Origin of the sequence: Bradyrhizobium sp. YCK136 (assembly GCF_044570075.1) — a bacterium.
Lineage (GTDB): Bacteria > Pseudomonadota > Alphaproteobacteria > Rhizobiales > Xanthobacteraceae > Bradyrhizobium > Bradyrhizobium diazoefficiens.
Window position 1 is genome coordinate 8,011,176 of record NZ_CP172424.1, and the last position, 17,088, is coordinate 8,028,263.

The 17,088-nt window shown below is 65.5% G+C and carries 13 protein-coding genes and 1 pseudogene; 10 read left to right on the forward strand and 4 right to left on the reverse strand.

Going from position 1 to position 17,088, the window contains the following annotated elements:
* The first annotated feature begins 113 nt into the window (after window positions 1–113).
* The 5 genes from ACFLEY_RS38665 (at window position 114) to ACFLEY_RS38685 (ending at window position 5,949) form a co-directional block, all read left to right on the forward strand.
* Window positions 114–914 (forward strand): bifunctional 2-polyprenyl-6-hydroxyphenol methylase/3-demethylubiquinol 3-O-methyltransferase UbiG, encoded by an 801-nt coding sequence (locus ACFLEY_RS38665; RefSeq protein ID WP_028173923.1) that lies wholly within the window; start codon window positions 114–116, stop codon window positions 912–914.
* Between the two features lie 291 nt (window positions 915–1,205).
* On the forward strand, window positions 1,206–3,566 hold the full coding sequence (locus tag ACFLEY_RS38670) for an exopolysaccharide transport family protein (protein WP_060909015.1): 2,361 nt from the start codon (window positions 1,206–1,208) through the stop codon (window positions 3,564–3,566).
* Complete coding sequence (locus tag ACFLEY_RS38675) at window positions 3,559–4,365, forward strand: WecB/TagA/CpsF family glycosyltransferase (RefSeq protein ID WP_060909016.1); 807 nt, start codon at window positions 3,559–3,561, stop codon at window positions 4,363–4,365. Before ACFLEY_RS38670 ends, ACFLEY_RS38675 begins: the two co-directional genes overlap by 8 nt.
* Before the next feature lie 19 nt (window positions 4,366–4,384).
* Entirely contained in the window at window positions 4,385–5,377 is a 993-nt protein-coding gene (gene galE / locus ACFLEY_RS38680) for a UDP-glucose 4-epimerase GalE (protein WP_011090307.1), read from the forward strand.
* A gap of 230 nt (window positions 5,378–5,607) precedes the next feature.
* A complete protein-coding gene (locus tag ACFLEY_RS38685; RefSeq protein ID WP_211433798.1) occupies window positions 5,608–5,949 on the forward strand; it encodes a hypothetical protein in 342 nt (113 codons plus the stop codon).
* On the opposite strand, the pseudogene ACFLEY_RS38690 reads toward ACFLEY_RS38685, so the two are convergent.
* Window positions 5,923–10,037: pseudogene (locus ACFLEY_RS38690) on the reverse strand (GAF domain-containing protein). The gene ACFLEY_RS38685 and the pseudogene ACFLEY_RS38690 sit on opposite strands and share 27 nt — an antisense overlap.
* Window positions 10,038–10,342: 305 nt before the next feature.
* Between ACFLEY_RS38690 and ACFLEY_RS38695 the strand changes: the two are divergent.
* The 3 genes from ACFLEY_RS38695 to ACFLEY_RS38705 are packed head-to-tail and all read left to right on the forward strand — an operon-like array spanning window position 10,343 to window position 13,584.
* Window positions 10,343–11,395 (forward strand): Ldh family oxidoreductase, encoded by a 1,053-nt coding sequence (locus ACFLEY_RS38695; RefSeq protein ID WP_060909019.1) that lies wholly within the window; start codon window positions 10,343–10,345, stop codon window positions 11,393–11,395.
* Between the two features lie 21 nt (window positions 11,396–11,416).
* The gene (locus ACFLEY_RS38700; protein ID WP_060909020.1) at window positions 11,417–12,784 is read left to right on the forward strand and encodes an LLM class flavin-dependent oxidoreductase; all 1,368 of its coding nucleotides are present in this window, start codon (window positions 11,417–11,419) and stop codon (window positions 12,782–12,784) included.
* Between the two features lie 14 nt (window positions 12,785–12,798).
* Window positions 12,799–13,584, forward strand: coding sequence for a fumarylacetoacetate hydrolase family protein (locus ACFLEY_RS38705; protein ID WP_060909021.1), 786 nt, complete (start codon window positions 12,799–12,801; stop codon window positions 13,582–13,584).
* A 1-nt stretch (window position 13,585) separates the two neighbouring features.
* On the opposite strand, the gene ACFLEY_RS38710 is transcribed toward ACFLEY_RS38705, so the two are convergent.
* Window positions 13,586–14,506: a LysR family transcriptional regulator gene (locus tag ACFLEY_RS38710; RefSeq protein WP_028173915.1), complete on the reverse strand. Its 921-nt coding sequence runs from the start codon at window positions 14,504–14,506 to the stop codon at window positions 13,586–13,588.
* Window positions 14,507–14,567: 61 nt separating this feature from the next.
* Between ACFLEY_RS38710 and ACFLEY_RS38715 the strand changes: the two genes are divergently transcribed.
* The gene (locus ACFLEY_RS38715) at window positions 14,568–15,026 is read left to right on the forward strand and encodes a hypothetical protein (RefSeq protein WP_082755512.1); all 459 of its coding nucleotides are present in this window, start codon (window positions 14,568–14,570) and stop codon (window positions 15,024–15,026) included.
* Window positions 15,027–15,207: 181 nt separating this feature from the next.
* Here ACFLEY_RS38715 and ACFLEY_RS38720 read toward each other — a convergent pair whose 3' ends face one another.
* Complete coding sequence (locus ACFLEY_RS38720; protein ID WP_060909022.1) at window positions 15,208–15,432, reverse strand: hypothetical protein; 225 nt, start codon at window positions 15,430–15,432, stop codon at window positions 15,208–15,210.
* A 230-nt stretch (window positions 15,433–15,662) separates the two neighbouring features.
* On the opposite strand from ACFLEY_RS38720, the gene ACFLEY_RS38725 reads away from it, so the two are divergent.
* Window positions 15,663–16,502: a hypothetical protein gene (locus ACFLEY_RS38725; RefSeq protein ID WP_060909023.1), complete on the forward strand. Its 840-nt coding sequence runs from the start codon at window positions 15,663–15,665 to the stop codon at window positions 16,500–16,502.
* A 14-nt stretch (window positions 16,503–16,516) separates the two neighbouring features.
* Here the strand turns inward: ACFLEY_RS38725 and ACFLEY_RS38730 are convergent, their stop codons facing one another.
* Window positions 16,517–16,972 carry an Lrp/AsnC family transcriptional regulator gene (locus ACFLEY_RS38730; protein WP_011090317.1) on the reverse strand — a complete coding sequence of 152 codons (456 nt, stop codon included), beginning with the start codon at window positions 16,970–16,972 and terminating at the stop codon, window positions 16,517–16,519.
* Window positions 16,973–17,088: the final 116 nt, after the last annotated feature.

Consider the following 17,088-nt stretch of genomic DNA (forward strand, 5'->3'; position numbering starts at 1 on the left):
ATTAACCCGACCGTAAGCACCGCGACCGGTGAAGCGTCGCGGCACCAGATTTGCTCTTCGGGCATGCGAGACTTTTCCTGTAAATTTGAGTCGAACAAGCGCGGTCAGAAAATATGAACAAGCCAGCCACGATCGATTTCGCGACAGCTACGGCGATCCAGATCCCCGCGGCCACCGCGCAAGCCCAGGCGCTGCACGATCTGGTCCCCGGCGAAGCCCGCGACAGCCTGCTCGCCGTCCACGACGTACTGCGCCGCGAACTGCCGCAGGGCCGGCTCGCCATCTATGAAGCCGGCGGCGGCTCGTGCAGCGTTCTGCCGCCGGAATTGCTGAGCCGCAGCCAGGTCACCGTCGTCGACATCGACGAGGACCAGGTCCGCAACAACACCTACGCGGACGAAGCCATCCTCGGCGACGTGCAGACCTACCGCTTCGGCCGCGAGACCTTCGATCTCGTGATCTGCTACAACGTGATCGAGCATCTGCCCAACGTCGACGCTGCGCTCCTCAATTTTCGCGACGCACTCAAGCGCGGCGGGATGATCCTGATCGGCGCGCCCAATCCGCGCTCGCTGTCCGGCGTCGTCACCAAGTACTCGCCGCACTGGTTCCACGTCTGGTTCTACCGGCACATCCGCGGCATTAGGGATGCCGGCCTGCCCGGCGAACCACCGTTCCCGACCTTCTTTCATCCGCTGGTGACGTTGCCGCGGCTCGAAGCGTTTGCGGCCGCCAATGGCCTCGAGATGACCTATCGCCGTGAGGTCGAGAGTCCGCGCTATCCCGAGATGCGCCGGCGCAAGCCGCTGTTCGCAGCTCTGGTCGATGCCGGCGCCGCAATGCTGAACGCCGTGCTCCCGCGCGGCACCGACGTTCGCCGCGGCGATTATCACGTCATCCTGCGGAAGAGCTGACAATCATGGCGCGGGCGCGGTCCATCGCAGGACGAGCGAAGCCTGGCGGTCTTGCTGCGCGCGGTAACGAACCGTTAATCCCTTGGGGACCCCGGCATCGCGAGTGTCACAGTGACGCGCCGAGGCGCGGCGTGCGCTTAAACGCTTTGTTTGCCATTTCGGTGAATAGTCCCTCAATGAGTATGGTTAATTTTCCCTGTTGCGTTGATTGGGCACCTATATCCCGGGTGCGTGGCGTAAAGCGAAGAGTAACCCCTCAGCCCGCGGTCGTTGGAATGAAAGCTGGGGACTATGCTTGACTACAACCAGCCGATAGATCGGGCCGGACCGGAGGCCCCGCGACAACGGCCTCAAACCGGCTTCAACGTGCTGGAGCTCGTCAATCTGCTCTGGCGGCGGAAGATCGCGATTGCCGCTGCCGCACTCCTCGGTGCGACGCTTGCCGTCACCGTGGGCAAGAGCGTGACGCCCCGCTACACCGCCACCGCCCAGCTCTATGTCGACCCGCGCGAGCTTCAGCTGGTCGATCGCGAGCTCACGCCGCGTGCCCAGGACGTCTCCGGCATGGCCATGGTGGTGGAGAGCCAGGCCCGCCTGATCACCTCGAACAGCGTGCTGCTCCAGGTGATCCAGCAGGCCGGCCTCGACAAGGACCCCGAATTCGGCGGCGGTGATGCCAGGAGCCTGATGTCGTCGCTGCTCGGCCTGATCGGCCTTCAGCCCCGCGCGCCGTCCGCCGCGGAAACCAAGGAAGTGCAGCTCGCGGCGCTCGACGCGCTGAACCGGCACATCACGGTCCGCAAGACCGAGAAGAGCTTCATCGTCGACATCGAGGTCTGGTCGACCGATCCGGCCAAAGCGGCGATGCTCGCCAACACGCTGACCAGCGCCTACCTCGCCGAATCCCGCAACTCGCAGGCTTCGGCCGCGCGACGCGCCACCAACGATCTCTCCGGCCGCCTCAAGGAGCTTCGCGAGCGGTTGCGCAGTGCCGAGACCGCGCTCGCCACCTACAAGGCCCAGAACAATTTCGTCGGCACCCAGGACGCGCTGATCAGCGACCAGCAGCTCTCCGCCAGCAACCAGCGGCTTTCCGCGGCCCGCGCGGCGACAATGGACGCACAGGCGCGGCTCGACCAGATCGAGGCGAGCCGGCGCACCGCTGCCGATGCCGGCGCGAATTCGGAGGCGCTGCAATCGCCAACCATCGCGAACCTGCGCGCGCAATATGCCGACGCCCGCAAGAAGTACGCGGAGCAGGCCGGCGAGCTTGGCCCGCGCCATCCGGCGCTGCGCCAGACCGAGAAACAGGTCGAGGATCTCAAGCGCACCATCAACGAGGAGATCGATCGCTTCGCGCAGTCCGCCAAGAACGATCTGACGCGCGCCCGCGACTACGAAGCTTCTCTGAACCGGGCGCTGGAGGCGCAGAAGCGGCAGAGCGTGCAGCTCAGCCAGGCCGCCGTGCGCCTGCGCGAGCTCGAGCGCGAGGCCGATGCCAGCCGCGACGTCTATCAGTCCTTCCTCAAGCGCTCGCGCGAGACCGAGGAGCAGGAGACCCTGAACACCTCGGCGGCCCGCGTCATCGGCGAAGCCACCGTGCCGCAGCGGCGCTCGTTCCCGCCGGCGATGAGCCTGTTCGCCATGATCGGCTTCATCTTCGGCGCGCTCGCGGCTTCGAGCTGGTTCGTCGCGGCCGAGCTCCTGTTCGCCGGCGCCCCCACGCCGGCCCGCCGTGAACGCACACCGGCGCCGCAAGCTCCCCGAGCGCCAGAGACGACGCGGACTTCGGAGATTGCCCGGCCTCAGCAGGCATCGCGCACTCCGGAAGTCGCGCAGGCTCTGCCGGAAGTTGCCGCGCCATCGCTGCAGCCCTCGATGGTCGAAAGGCCCCTGATCGAAAAGCCGCTGATCGCGCGCCTGCAGGAGGCCGATGTCATCCACACGCTGGGTGCCATTCTCGCCACCGGCGGCGGCGTCGACCTGACACGGCTGGGCTGGCCGACGCTGCGCCCCGGCTTCCCCCTGACGAGCCTGCTCAATGCCTGGCGCGACATGCGCGCCGCGGTCACCCGGCGTGCCGGCGGCAAGGCGATGCCGGTGATCGCGCTCGTTGGTGCGAGCGAGACCACCGGGCGCAGCGTGACCGCGCTGAATTTCGCGCTCGCGGCCGCGCGTGACGGTGCCCGCGTCCTGATGATCGATGCCGACCATCAGGCACGCTCGCTCTCGAACAAGGTCACCCGTCCCGGCAAGAGCGAGCCGAGCGCGCTCGGCTGGCTCTCGATCGGCAGCAAGGCCGCGCGCGAGATCAAGACGGTGAACGGCATTTCGGTGCTGCCGGCCGCCGAAGGCGACGCGGGCAAAGCGGCCGAGGCCATCCGCAAGGCGATTTCGCAGGCGCGCGCCGCCGGCGGCTATGACCTCGTGGTCCTCGACGGCCCCGCGATGCCGCTCCCGGCCGGCGGCCGCAAGCTGCTCGACGATGCCGACGCACTGGTTGCGGTACTGCCGACCAGCCTCGACATCAACGACAGCCTGGAAGAGATCCTGAGCACGCTCGGCCGCGCCGAGCGCAAGCTCGTCGGCGTCGTGCTCGACGAACTCGCGCCCGCAACCCAGGCGCGCCAGCGAGGCAGACAATATGCTTGAGCGCCGCGTCAATCTGGACGGCCGGGCCGCAACCGCCGACGTGCCGCGGATCACCGTCGGCGGCCTTCGCATGGCCGCGCTCGACCTGGAAGCGACCGCCGACTTCATGATCGAGGCGACCGATCCGCGTCATCGCATCGGCCGTCCGTTGCACCTGACCTCGGCCAATGGCGAGGTGCTGGCACGCTGCTCGACCGAGCCGGAGACCGAACGCCTGTTCCGCGGCGCCGACCTGATCAACGCCGACGGCCAGCCGCTGGTGGCGGCCTCGAAGCTGCAATCCTGGTTCCCGCTGCCCGAGCGCGTCGCGACCACGGACCTGTTCCACGTCGTCGCGCGCAAAGCCGAAGCGGTCGGCCGCACCTTCTACATGTTCGGCGCCAGCGAGGCCGAGAACGCCGCGGCGGTCGAGAACGTCCGGACGATGTATCCGAACCTCAAGATCGTCGGGCACAGGCACGGCTATCTGCGCGGCGAGGCCCTGCGCGCGAAGGTCGAGGAGATCAACGCGCTCGCGCCGGACTATCTCTGGGTCGCGCTCGGCGTGCCCAACGAGCAGGCATTCGTGGAGCAATACACGCCGTTGCTGACCAATGTTGGCGTTATCAAGACATCGGGCGGCCTTTTCAACTTTTTGTCGGGCAGCCGGTCCCGCGCGCCGCAATGGATGCAGAAATTCGGACTCGAATGGGCCTGGCGCACCTGGCTCGAGCCACGCCGCCTGTTCTGGCGCTATTTGACCACCAACCCCCGCGCACTCTATCTTCTCTTCAGCCGCAAACGGCCTTCCAATCGCTGAGAGAAGAGTAGAAGACGATATGACCGACCGACCGACCGTCCTCGTCACAGGGGGCGCGGGCTATATTGGCTCGCATGCCTGCCGCGCACTGTCTGCCGCCGGCTATCAGCCCGTCGTTTATGACAATCTCTCGACAGGTCATCGCAGCTTCGTCGCCGGCCCCCTGGTGATCGGCGACCTTCTCGACGATGCAGCGTTGGCGCGCGCCTTTGCCGACCACAAGGTCACGGCGGTGATGCATTTCGCGGCGGCGAGCCTCGTCGGCGAATCCATGACCGATCCGCAGAAGTACTACATCAACAATGTGCAGGGCACGCTGTCGCTGCTCCAGGCGATGCGCAACGCCGGCTGCCATCGCATCGTGTTCTCCTCGACCGGCGCCGTCTACGGCAACGCCGATTCCAAGGAGCTGCCGGAAGACTTTCCCTGCGCGCCGATCAATCCCTATGGCGCCTCGAAATGGATGATCGAGCGCATGCTCGCCGACTATCGCGCGGCCTATGGCTTCGGCGCGTTCTGCCTGCGCTATTTCAACGCCAGCGGCGCCGATCCGGCCGGCGGCATCGGCGAACTGCGCGACAACGAGACCCATCTCATTCCGCGGGCCATGATGGCCCTGCAGGGCCATGTCGACTTCGCTGTGTTCGGCGACGACTACGACACGCCCGACGGCACCGCGATCCGCGACTACATCCATGTCACCGACCTCGCCGCCGCGCATGTCGCGGCGCTGAAGCTGCTGGAACAGGGACATGCCGGCGGCAGCTTCAATCTCGGCACCGGCTCCGGCTTTTCGGTGCGCGAGATCCTCAACGCCATCAGGCAGGAGACCGGGCGCGAGGTGCCGCACACCGTCAAGCCGCGCCGCGCCGGCGATCCCACCTATCTGGTCGCCGACCCGTCCGCCGCGCGAAAAGTTCTGAACTTCGTGCCGCGTCACTCTGACCTGCCTACGGTCATCCGCACCGCCTGGGCCTGGCACCAGAAGGCACATCCGTTCAGGTCGCGTTAGGCAACCGTAACACCCGCACCTTGCCTGCCGTCCCTCCAAACGGCTAGAATGGACGTTCGCTGCCGCCGTCGGCGCATCGCTGACGGCCGCATTTCAGGCATTGCCGACGATGATGTCGGCATGCATGGCTCGGCCAATTTGCGCGAGCCAGCTTTTTCCGAGCGTCAAGGCCACGATCAAATCCGCGCGTCGGCCTGTCATCGGGCGCGGATTCCGGGAGTATCGACCGCATGCATCAGGCTGCACGCCTGGAGTTCGAGCGCGTGATGGATGAGTTCGTTCGCTGGCATGTCGTGCCCGGGGACGAGCGCTCGCCTGCGCCTGCCTGGTGGTGGGGGCCTGCCATGGCGGTGGTCGACGACCACGAGCCGATGAGCGGCGCATGGTGCTCCGAGCTCGGCTTGAACGAAGGCGCGAGCTTCGCCGACGGTGCGCGCACGATACTTGCGCTGTTCGTCGAGCAGACCTCACTGACGGGGCCGCAGGATTTTCCGAGCAAGGCCGAGGCCACGGATCACGAGATCCGCGAATTGCACCCGCAACCGTCAGACGACAGCGCGTTTCAGCCGTAACGCGGCGGCTTCGCGGGCGACAGGATCCGGCTCCGGCTGGAGCGGCGGCGCGATCGGCAGAACCATCGGCCGCAGCAGTTCGGCCATCTGCCGGGCCGGCAGCGGCTTCGAGATCAGGAAGCCCTGCATCTCGTCGCAGCCATGGGTGCGCAGGAACGCCTCCTGCTCGACGTTCTCGACGCCTTCGGCGACGACGGTCATGCCGAGCGCCTTGCCCATGCTGATGATCGCCTGCGCGATCGCCTGGTCCTCCGAATCCTGCGGCAGGTCGCGCACGAAGGAGCGGTCGATCTTGATGGTGTCGATCGGGAAGTGCTTCATCAGCGACATCGACGAATAGCCGGTGCCGAAATCGTCGATGGCGAGGCGGATGCCGCGGCTCTGGATGGCGTCGAGCACCTTGAGCGCGCGCCCGACATTGCGCATCATCATGCTCTCGGTGACCTCCAACTGGAGCAGCACCGGCGACATGCCGGAGGCCGCCAGCGCCTCGTCGACATCCTGCAACAGATGTTCGTCGACGAACTGCCGCGGCGACAGGTTCACCGCCATCGACAGCGGCAACAGGCCGCGGCGCTGCCAGCCATCGCCTGCGCGCAGGCCTCGTTCAGCACCCAGCGGCCGATCGGCACGATCAGCCCGGTTTCTTCCGCAAGCGGAATGAACTGTGCCGGCGAGACGTTGCCGAGATCGGGATGCGCCCAGCGCAGCAACGCTTCCACGCCGGTGATCTGGCCGGTCTCCATGTCGACCTTGGGCTGGTAGTTCAGCGAAAACTGCTCGCGCTCCAGCGCCCGGCGCAGCGCGCTCTCGAGCGACAGCCGCTCGATCGACTGCGTCTTCACTTCCTTTGAGAAGAAGCGGTAGCCGTTCTTGCCGTCCTCCTTGGCGAGATACATCGCCATGTCGGCGTTCTTGGTCAGCGTCTGCGCGTCGGAGCCGTTGGCCGGATACATCGCGATGCCGATCGAGGCCGTGGTGTGGCACTCGTGGCCGGCCAGCTCCATGGGCTCGGCGAGCGCCGCGAGCAACCCGGTCGCAATCCGCTGCACGTCGTCGATCTCGCCGCACTGGTCGAGGATCACCACGAACTCGTCGCCGCCGAGGCGCGCCACCACGTCGCTTGTCCGCAGCGCACCGCGCAGCCGGTTCGCCACTTCGAGCAGGAGCAGATCGCCGGCCTCGTGGCCCAGCGAATCGTTGATGACCTTGAACCGGTCGAGATCGATGAACAGAACCGCAAAACGGTGATCGTGGCGCTGCGCGGCGTCGATCGCCTCGCGCAGCAGCCCGTTGAAGGTCTCGCGGTTCGGCAGGTCGGTCAGGCTGTCATGCGAGGCGAGGTATTCGATTCGCTCGTCCGCCTGGTTCTTCTCGTCGGTGCGATCGAAATTCTCCATCGCAAAGGAGACGTTGTCGGCGAGACGCTGCAACAGCTCGACGAACTCGGACGTGAAGGTGCCCGGTTCGGTCGACATGTAGATCATGACGCCGACGGCCTGGTCGTGCGCGATGAGCGGAAACGCCGCGCCCGACCGTGCGCCGTCGTCGCGGACGACGGCATGGAAGACACGGACGCGATCGTCGTTGAGATAGTCGTTGCTGATGCAGGGCTGGCGTGTGCGGAATGCCGTGCCGCTCATTCCGCGCCCCTCGGGACGCTCGGGGTCGATGGAGAGGCGGATGTTGCGCGTGGTTTCGGCGGACGGCCCGGCCGCGGCCACGATCTCGAGCTGGTCGCTGTCGGCCCTGGCCAGCGCGATTGTCGTCGAGGTGAACTTGGCGCCGTTCGACGCCGCGAGGCAGACGAGGTCGAACAGCTCGGCGCGCGACTTCGCCCGCATGATCGCCTCGTTGGTGGCGCTCAGCGCCGCGAACATGCGCGTCAGGCGCTCCTTCTGCGCCTCGGTGCGGGCCTTTTCCTCGGCCCGATCGAAATTGTCGAGCGCGAACGAGACGTTCTCGGCAAGCCGCCCCAAGAGCTGGATCAGGTCCGGCGTGAACGCGCCTTCGTCGACTGAAAGGAACAGCAGCACGCCGACCGCCTTGCTGCCGTTGCTGAGCAGCGGGAAGCAGGCCCCCGATCTCGTGCCCTGGATGCGCGCGATCTGGTGCCAATGCGCCGTGCGGATGTCGGTGAGAAGCTCGTTGGCGACGCAAGGGATGCGCGTGCGGAAGGCGGTGCCGGTCAACCCCCGGCCTTCCGGATCTTCCGCCGACGTCGAGAACCGCCACGACTTGACCTGGTAGCAGCTCTCACCCTTGGTCATGGCGATGTCGAGGTAATGTCCGGTTTCGTCCACCAGCGCGATGGTCGCGGAGGAGAAGGTGCCGCCGAGCACCGCGGCTTCGCAGACCACCTCGAACAATTCGGCGCGGGTCTTCACCCGCATGATGGCTTCGTTGGTCGCGCTCAGCGCCTCGAGCATGCCCCGCAGACGATTGCGCTGGATTTCGGCCTTGGCCTTTTCATCGGCGCGATCGAAATTCTCCAGCGCGAAGGCGACGTTGGCCTGAAGCTTGCGCAACAGCTCGACGAACTCGGGCGTGAAGGTACCGCGCTCCGGAGAATTGAACAGGAACACGCCCTCGACCCGGTCGCCATTCAGGAGCGGCAACGCCGCGGAGGATGCGATGCCGGTGCGGCGGGCGCTGGCCTGCCACGGCGCAATGCGGTCGTCGGCGAACACGTCGTTGCTGACCGAGGGCTGGCGCGTGCGGAACGCAGTGCCGGTCAGCCCGCGTCCCTCCGGCACCTGGTCGGAGGTGGAGAACTTGAAGGTGCGGACCTGATCGGCGTTCGGCCCATAGCTGGCGACCACGCGCAGCAGCTCGGCACGATGGTCGGCGAGCGCAATGGTGACCGAGGTGAACTTGGCGCCCTTCGCCGTCGCCTCGCAGACGAGGTCGAACAGCTCGGCCCGCGTCCGCGCGCGCAGGATCGCCTCGTTGGTGGCGCTCAGCGCCGCATACATGCGGGCGAGACGCTCTTCTTCCGCGGCGATACTGGCCTTCTCTGCCTCACGGTCAAAATTCTCGATCGCGAACGAGACGTTCTCCGCCATGCGCAGGAGCAGCGCGACGACTTCCTCGTCCTTGGCCCACGACCTGCTGACGAAGGACAACAGCACGCCGACGCTTTCGCCGTGCTTGATCAGCGGCGCGACCACGCAGGCGGCGACACCGGTGTTGACGTTGGCCTGCTCCCACGGGGTTCCCCGGGTGCGGCTGGCGAGATCTTCCTCGATGACGGCCTTCTGCGTCCGGAACACCTCGCCGGAGATGCCCTTGCCGTAGGGATTCTCCGGATCGATCGAATAGCGCGCCTGGGTGACCAGCTCCAGATTCTGTCCCGTAGATGCGACCGGCTTCATCCAGTGCGAACCCGGTTCGCGGAGCAGGACGATGGTCGCAAGCGACTTGCCGCCATGCACGGAGGCGTCGCACACGAGCTGGTAGAGCTCCTGCTCGGTCTTGGCGCGGAGAATGGCCTCGTTGGTGGCGCTGATGGCGCCGAACATGCGGTTGAGCCGCCGCGTCGCCCGCTCGCTGGTCTGCCGCGCCGTCTCACGCGCGAAATTGTCGAGGGCATAGGAGATGTTGGCCGACATGCGCTCGAACAGCGACACCATCTGCTCGTTCAGCGAGCCGGCTTCGCTGCGGGTCACGTACAGCACGCCGACGCTCTTGCCGTTGCAGAGCAGCGGCAACGCCGCGGCAGCGCCAATGTGGGCCTTGGCGGCGCCCTCGCGCCACGCCAGCGAGCGCGGGTCGTTCAGATAATCGTTGCTGACGCACAGCCTCTGATCGCGAAACGCCTCGCCGCCGACGCCCGATCCTTCCGGCGTGCCGGCGTCCGTGGTGATCTCGATCGAGCGCAGCCGCTGGATATCGTCGCCGCAGCCGGCCGCAAAGCGAAGCCGCCGGCCGTCCGGTCCCACCAGGAACACGGCCACGGCCAAAAAGTCCCCGCTCGAAAACCCGGCGTCGCAGACCTTCTGGTACAGCTCGTCCGGCGATTTCGCGTAGAGGATCGCTTCGTTTATGGCGCTCAACGCCGCAAAAGTGCGCGCGAGTGTCGTCGGCACGATCTCAGCTCCCGGGCATTTCTGCCTAATTTTCCCGGGTACTTTATGAACGGCCATCGCCTAAGTGGTCGTTATTGCGTGCCGCAAACCGTCGATCAGAGTGAACGAGCTGCGAATGACCCCCGCCAAACTGTCGAGAATACCGCCGGCCGGAACGAATCTTCGACCAAAGGCGCGCTCTCTTTACGAATTTGCAGCCCTGTATTGGTTTACGGGAGATTGATATCGGTCCTGCGCTTTGAGACGATGGTCCCCAACAAGCGCCCGCCAGCTATCATGATAAGGGCGATGACCGGGGAAACGCCATGCCGATCGTCAGGGCCGACCGCCTCACGCGCATCAGCGCCGCCCTGCTCCAGGCGGCGGGAGCTTCCCAGGAAGAGGCCGATGCGGTCGCGACCGGCTGCGTCAACGCCAATCTCGCCGGCCACGACTCCCACGGTGTGATCGCGGTTCCCACCTATATCGACCGCATCAAGGCCGGGCACATCGTTCCCGGCGCGACATGGACCATCGTGCAGGAATCGCCGACCACGACCGTAATCGACGGCCATTGGGGATTTGGTTTCCACGTCAACGCCGAGGCAATGGCGCTGACGATCGCGAAGGCGAAGAGGGCGAACGTCGCCGCCTGCACCGTGTTCCGGCAGAGCCATGTCGGCCGCCTCGCCGCTTATCCGCTGATGGCGATGCGCGAAGGCATGATCGGGATTGCAACGGCGGACTCCGGCCGCTCGCCGAAGCACGTGGCGCCGCTCGGCGGCAAGGAGGCGCGGCTCGGCACCAACCCGATCTCGATCGCGGTGCCGTCCGATCTCGATGCGCCGTTCTACCTGGACATGGCGACCTCGGCGGTCGCCGCCGGCAAGATCCAGCTCGCTGTGGCCCGCGGCGAGAAGATCCCGACGGGATGGATCATCGATGCCGAGGGACGGCACACCACCGACCCGACCCAGTATCGCAAGGGCGGCGCGCTGCTGCCGCTCGGCGGCACCGAGGGCTACAAGGGCAGCGGGCTTGCCGCCATGGTCGAGGTGCTGTGCGGCCTGCTCACCGGTCTCGGCTTCGGCGTCGAGCCGACGGGGCGGCACAATGACGGCTGCTTCATGGCGGTGTTCAACGTCGCCGCGTTCCGCCCGCTGATGGAGTTCAAGCGCGAGGTCGCCGAATTCGCGCGCTATCTGAAATCGACCCCGCCCTCCGAGGGCAGCACGGGCGTCTACTATCCCGGCGAGATCGAGGGCGTGCGCGAGCAACAGCGGCTGCGTGACGGCATTGAGGTCGAGGATGCCACCTGGGACAAGCTGCGCGCGCTGGCGCGGGAATACCGGCTCGACACGGTGCTCGATCTGGCCTGACGCAATTCGGAGAACAGCAGCATGACGCGGCAGATGGTACTGGTCGGCTTCCTCCAGGCGCAAAACTGCACCAATTTGCCGAGCTCCTGGCGGCATCCGGACTCGCGCGACGATTCGATGTCGGCGGATTACTATCAGGAGATCGCCAGGATCCTCGAAGCCGGCAAGTTTCACATGGCCTTCTTCGACGATCGCCTGGCGATGCCGGACCGCTACGGCAACGACCACGCCCATACCGTCGAATACGGCATCCGCTGCGTGAAGATGGACCCGCTGATCGTGCTGACCACGATGGGCATGGTCACCGACAAGCTCGGCCTTGGCGCGACCTGCTCGACCACCTATTACGAGCCGTTCGACGTCGCGCGCCGCTTCGCGACGCTCGACTTGATGTCCGGCGGGCGCGCGGGCTGGAACGTCGTCACCTCGCTCAACGACGGCGAGGCGCTCAACATGGGCCGCGACTCCCATCCCGAACATGATTCCCGCTACGACCGCGCCGACGAGTTCATGGAGGTCGTGCTCGGGCACTGGGACACCTGGGAGGACGGCGCGCTCATCATGGACAAGACAAGCGGCCGCTTTGCCGATCCGGTCAAGGTGAAGCGGCTCGATCACAAGGGAGCGGCCTTCAAGTCGCGTGGCCCCTTCACCGTGCCGCGTTCGCAGCAGGGCCATCCCGTCATCATCCAGGCCGGCGCATCCGGCCGCGGCCAGCGCTTTGCCGGCCGCTGGGGCGAGGTGATCTTCACCGCCGCGCGCAACCTCGCCGCGGCCAAGGAGGGTTATGCGGCCGTCCGCAACGAGGCGGCCAAAGCCGGCCGCGATCCCGACCAGATGTTCCTCTGCAACCTGACGACGCCGGTCTGCGGCGCGACCAAGGCCGAAGCCGAAGACAAGATGGCACTGATCAGCAAGCTGCCGCTGCAGATCGACGCGCTGTCGCTGCTCGCCGAAGCGCTCAATTACGATTTCGCCTCCAAGGACCTCGACGCGCCGCTGACCACGGAAGAGCTGAAGAGCATGCAGGGCATTCTGGGCATCCGCGACGGCGTGCTGAAGAATTCAGGCAAGAGCAATCCGAGCGCGCGCGATTTCGTCACTTTCTCCGGCCGCGGCCAGGTGCAGGACGCGATGGTCGGCGGCCCCAAGGAGATCGCGGACAAGCTCGAAGAGATGTTCGTCGAGCGCGGCTGCGACGGCTTCGTCATCGCGGCCACCTATGTGCCCGGCTCCTACGCCGATTTCGTGCGCCATATCGTGCCGGAATTGCAGCGGCGCGGCTTGTTCCAGAAGGACTATCGCGGCAAGACGCTGCGGGAAAATCTCGGCTTGAGGCGGCCTGCCGCCGGCGCCTGGAAGGTGCAGCCGCGCGATGCTGCGGAATAACTGGAGGATCCGACATGCGCTGGCTGAAATTCACCGCCTCGGACAAGACCTCCTGGGGGATCGTTGAAGGCGACCGGGTCATCGCAATCGACGGCGATCCCTTCGGCGAATGGCAGCGCACCTCGCGCACGCTTCCGCTTGGCGAGGTGAAGATCGAGCTGCCGCTGATCCCGCGCACCTTCTATTGCGTCGGCCTGAACTATTTGAAGCACCTGAAGGAGGCCGCCGACAAGCGCGGCGAGGTGCCGGCCGTGCCTGACAGGCCCGAGATCGGCTATCGCGCGCAGAACGCGCTGATCGCACACGACGAGGAGGTCGTGATCCCCTCTTTCGCGACGGACAAGATCCACTACGAGGGCGAGCTCGTCGTCGTCATCGGCAAGAAGGTCAAACACCTCACCAAGCAGAACGCGATGGATTGCGTGTTCGGCTACACCATCGGCAACGACGTCAGCGAGCGCAGCTGGCAGAAGGCGGATCGCAGCCTGTGGCGCTCGAAGAACGCCGACACGTTCAAGCCGATGGGCCCGTGGATCGAGACCGAGGCGAATCTCGCCAGGATGGAGACCGTCGTCCGCGTCAACGGCAAGGAGACCAACCGCTTCTACACCAACGACATGATCTTCGGCGTGGTGCCGTTCCTGGTCGAGCTGACCAAGTACTTTACGCTATGGCCGGGCGATGTGATCTGGATGGGCACCGACGGTGCCTCGCCGGACATCAAGCACGGCGATGTCGTGGAGATCGATATCACCGGCATCGGCACGCTGCGCAATCGGTTCGTGCGGGAGCAACGGTAGATCAGCTCGTGCCGCCTGAGCGGCCCTTCACATGATCGATAAAGGCCCGCAACTTCGGCATGATTTGTCGGTGACCGGGATAGTACAGGAACACGCCCGGCGTCATCGGCGCGAATTGCTCCAGGACGGGAACGAGCTTTCCCGCCGCCATGGCACCGGTGGCCAGCGGTGCGGGCACTTGCGCAAGACCCACACCTTCGACGGCGGCTCCGAGCATCGTCGGAAAGTCGTTCGCGATGAAAGGTCCCGCAACCACAATCTCGATCGAACGGCCGTTGTCGTCGAGCGACCACGACGCAAGCGCACCGTTCGATCGTCGCAATCTCAAGCACGCGTGCTCGCGCAGATCGTCTGGCCGCTCGGGCCGACCGCGGCGGGCAAGGTAAGCCGGGCTGCCGAGGATAATGAGCGGTAGCGGATTGGTCAGGCGCACCGCGACCATGTCGGGGGCGATGAACTGGCCCAACCTGATGCCGGCGTCAAAACCTTCGGCTGCGAGGTCGACCAGTTCTTCGCTTGCGGCAAGCTCCACCTCGATCTCGGGAAATGCCCGACAGAACGACGCGATCAGCGGCTCCAGCAGGATCGGCACGACGGAGCGCGGTACGGTGAGACGCAGGAGCCCGGCCGGTCGCTGTCCGAGCTCGCGCGCCGCCCCGCTGGCGGCGACGAGCTCCTCGAAGGCAGGCCTGGCGCGCGCAAGGAATCTTTCGCCGGCTTCGGTCAAACCGACGCTGCGGGTCGTGCGGATGAAGAGCGCGGCGCCGACGCGCGCCTCGAGCGCGCGTATCGCCTGACTGATGGCCGAGGGCGTGACCCCGAGTTCAGCGGCCGCTCGGCGGAAACTGCGATGTTGGGCGACACTTAGGAACGCCTCCACGCCGTCCAGTGCACCGTGCCTGACTGTGAAGTTCTGCTTCATAGCCCGTCAACATTATCGCGAATAGTAACTCGCGGGAAGCGGCCTTACATCCGAATTGCAAATGAGCCGTGCCGTCGCCGCAACCGCCGCGATCGGAGACATGAAATCGATGAAGACAATCCGCAACGTCGTCTTGAACGTCGTCTTGGCAGTCACCCTCATACTCACAGGCGCAACCTCCATGGCCGATCCTCCACTTGCCCAATCACAGACCGCGTCGCCGACAACGGGGGTCATGGTCATCCTGACCGTCAAGGCGGGCGTCACCCGAGATCAGATCATGGCCGTCATGCCCGATGAAATCAGGCAGACCGTGCAGCTCTATCTCAACGGAACGGTTCGCGAATGGTATTCGCGATCCGACGGGCGCGGCGCCGTATTCCTGTTGAATGTCAGGGATGTCGCCGAGGGACACGCGATCATGGAGGGCCTGCCGCTCGCGCGGCGGGAACTCATGGACCACGACTACATCGCAGTCGGTCCGCTGATGCCGCTCGGTCTGCTGATGGCCAAGCCCTGAGCGTCCGCCGACGCCGAACCCACCGGCTTCGACCACACTGGCCGGACAGGCCACCACAAGGAAATCCGAACGTGCCGCAAAGCTTCAACCTTCCCTTCGTGCTCAGCGTCGCCGGCGCTTTCCTGACAAGCGCGGTGGTGGCTTCGATCTACGTCTGGCCGGCACTGCGCGCCATGCCGCGCTATGAGGCCCTGAGACTGCTCGCGGCCTTCAACGCATTCAGGTTCTTCGGCATGAATTTCATGGTGGCGGGATTCGTATCCGCGGAGTTGAGCCCGAATTTCGCCGCCGAGGTCGGATGGGGGGACCTTATTGCCGCCACTCTCGCGCTCGCGTCAATCGCAGCACTCTCCTGGCGATGGTCGATCGCAATTCCGGTGGTCTGGGCGTTCAACGTCTGGGGCACGCTGGATCTCCTGAATGCCTACTACATGGGCGTGACGAAAATCCAGGATCCCGGCCTCTTCGGCGCCGGCATTTATATTCCAGCCCTCTACGTGCCGCTGCTGCTCGTCAGCCATGTTCTCATCTTCATGATTCTGGTGAGGTCCGGATCGGAAGAAAAAACGGCCCGACATGGCCGCTGGCCGCGATCTCGTGCGTCCACCGCAGCCGACCTCTCTTTAGGGAACGCCGATGAACAGCGATGCTGCTTCCGTTGCCGCCCCGGCCCAGCCTGCCATCCGGCTCGGCTTGATGTGGACCGTTCTATTCACGATCCTGTGGACCTGGCTGATCTACTCGCTCCCCGCACTTCCGCAGAGCGGCTTTCCGGTCCTCTGCGTTCGGCTGCTGGCCCATGGGCTCATTGCGCTCGGCCTGTGGCTCGGGCTCGAAAACACCGCGTTGACGCCAGAGCAACGCCGGGCGACCTGGCTGGTCGTCATGGTCCCCTTCACGCTTTGGGCTGCCCTCGCCTGGACGGCATCCATCAATGGTGCATTCCGCACGGGTGCCTCCTCCTTGCCGCTGCTTCCCGCGGCGATCCTGCTGCCAGTGATCGTCGGCACTCCTGTGCTGATGCTATCGAAGCGGGTCGGGCAATTGCTCGATGCAATGCCGACGACGTGGCTCATCGCCCTTCAGGTCTATCGCATCTTTGGCAGTCAGTGGCTCGCTTACTGGCTGCGCGGGGTGCTGCCGGGCGTCTGGGCATTGCCGGCAGGAGCCGGCGACGTGCTGACCGGACTGTTCGCGGTGCCGGTGGCGATCGCCTTGGCGGCCGGGACGGCCGAGGAGCGGAAAGGAGCGATCTTCTGGAATATCTTCGGCCTCGCAGACTTCGCCGTCGCGATCGCCCTGGGAATGGCGATGTCGCCTGGCCCGTTCCAGCTCATCGTTCCGGATGGCCCGAGCATGGCCATTGATACCTTTCCGAACGTGCTGACCCCGGCCTTCGTCGTGCCAAGCTCGATCCTGCTGCATGCACTGTCGCTGCGCCAACTGCGCCGTCGCAGCCGGGTGGAGACGGTATGAGTCCCCGCGTTGTCTCAGAACGGCAGCGCCACGCCGGTCTTGATCTCCTTCAGCACCACATTGCTGCGGACGTAGCGGATGCCGGGAATGCGGAACATGAACTCGTCGAGGAATCTGTTATAGGCCGCCATGTCCTGCACGACGACACGCAAATGATAATCGGCGTCGCCCGTGGTCGCGAAACATTCCAGCACCTCGCGGCGCGTCGTGACCCTGGCCACGAATTCGTCGACGAACTTCGCATCGTGCCGCTCCAGCGAGACGTGGAGGATGGCCGACATCGTAAATCCCGCCTGCTCGCGCGCGACCAGCGCCGCATAGCCTTGGATGACGCCGCTCTCCTCCAGCGCGCGCACCCTGCGCCAGCAGGCGGAAGTGGACATGCCGATCTCGTCGGCGAGCTGCTGATTGGTGGCGCGACCATCCTTCTGAAGGTGGGCGAGTATTCGCGTGTCCTGTTCTTCGATCATGGAGGCCTCCCCGGGCCGAGAACATCTACCAAATTTGATTGCCTTGCGCAAAATTCTACCGAAATTTTGATCTATGCGGGACAAATAGGTAAGACCTACCAGCCTCCCAGGCATAA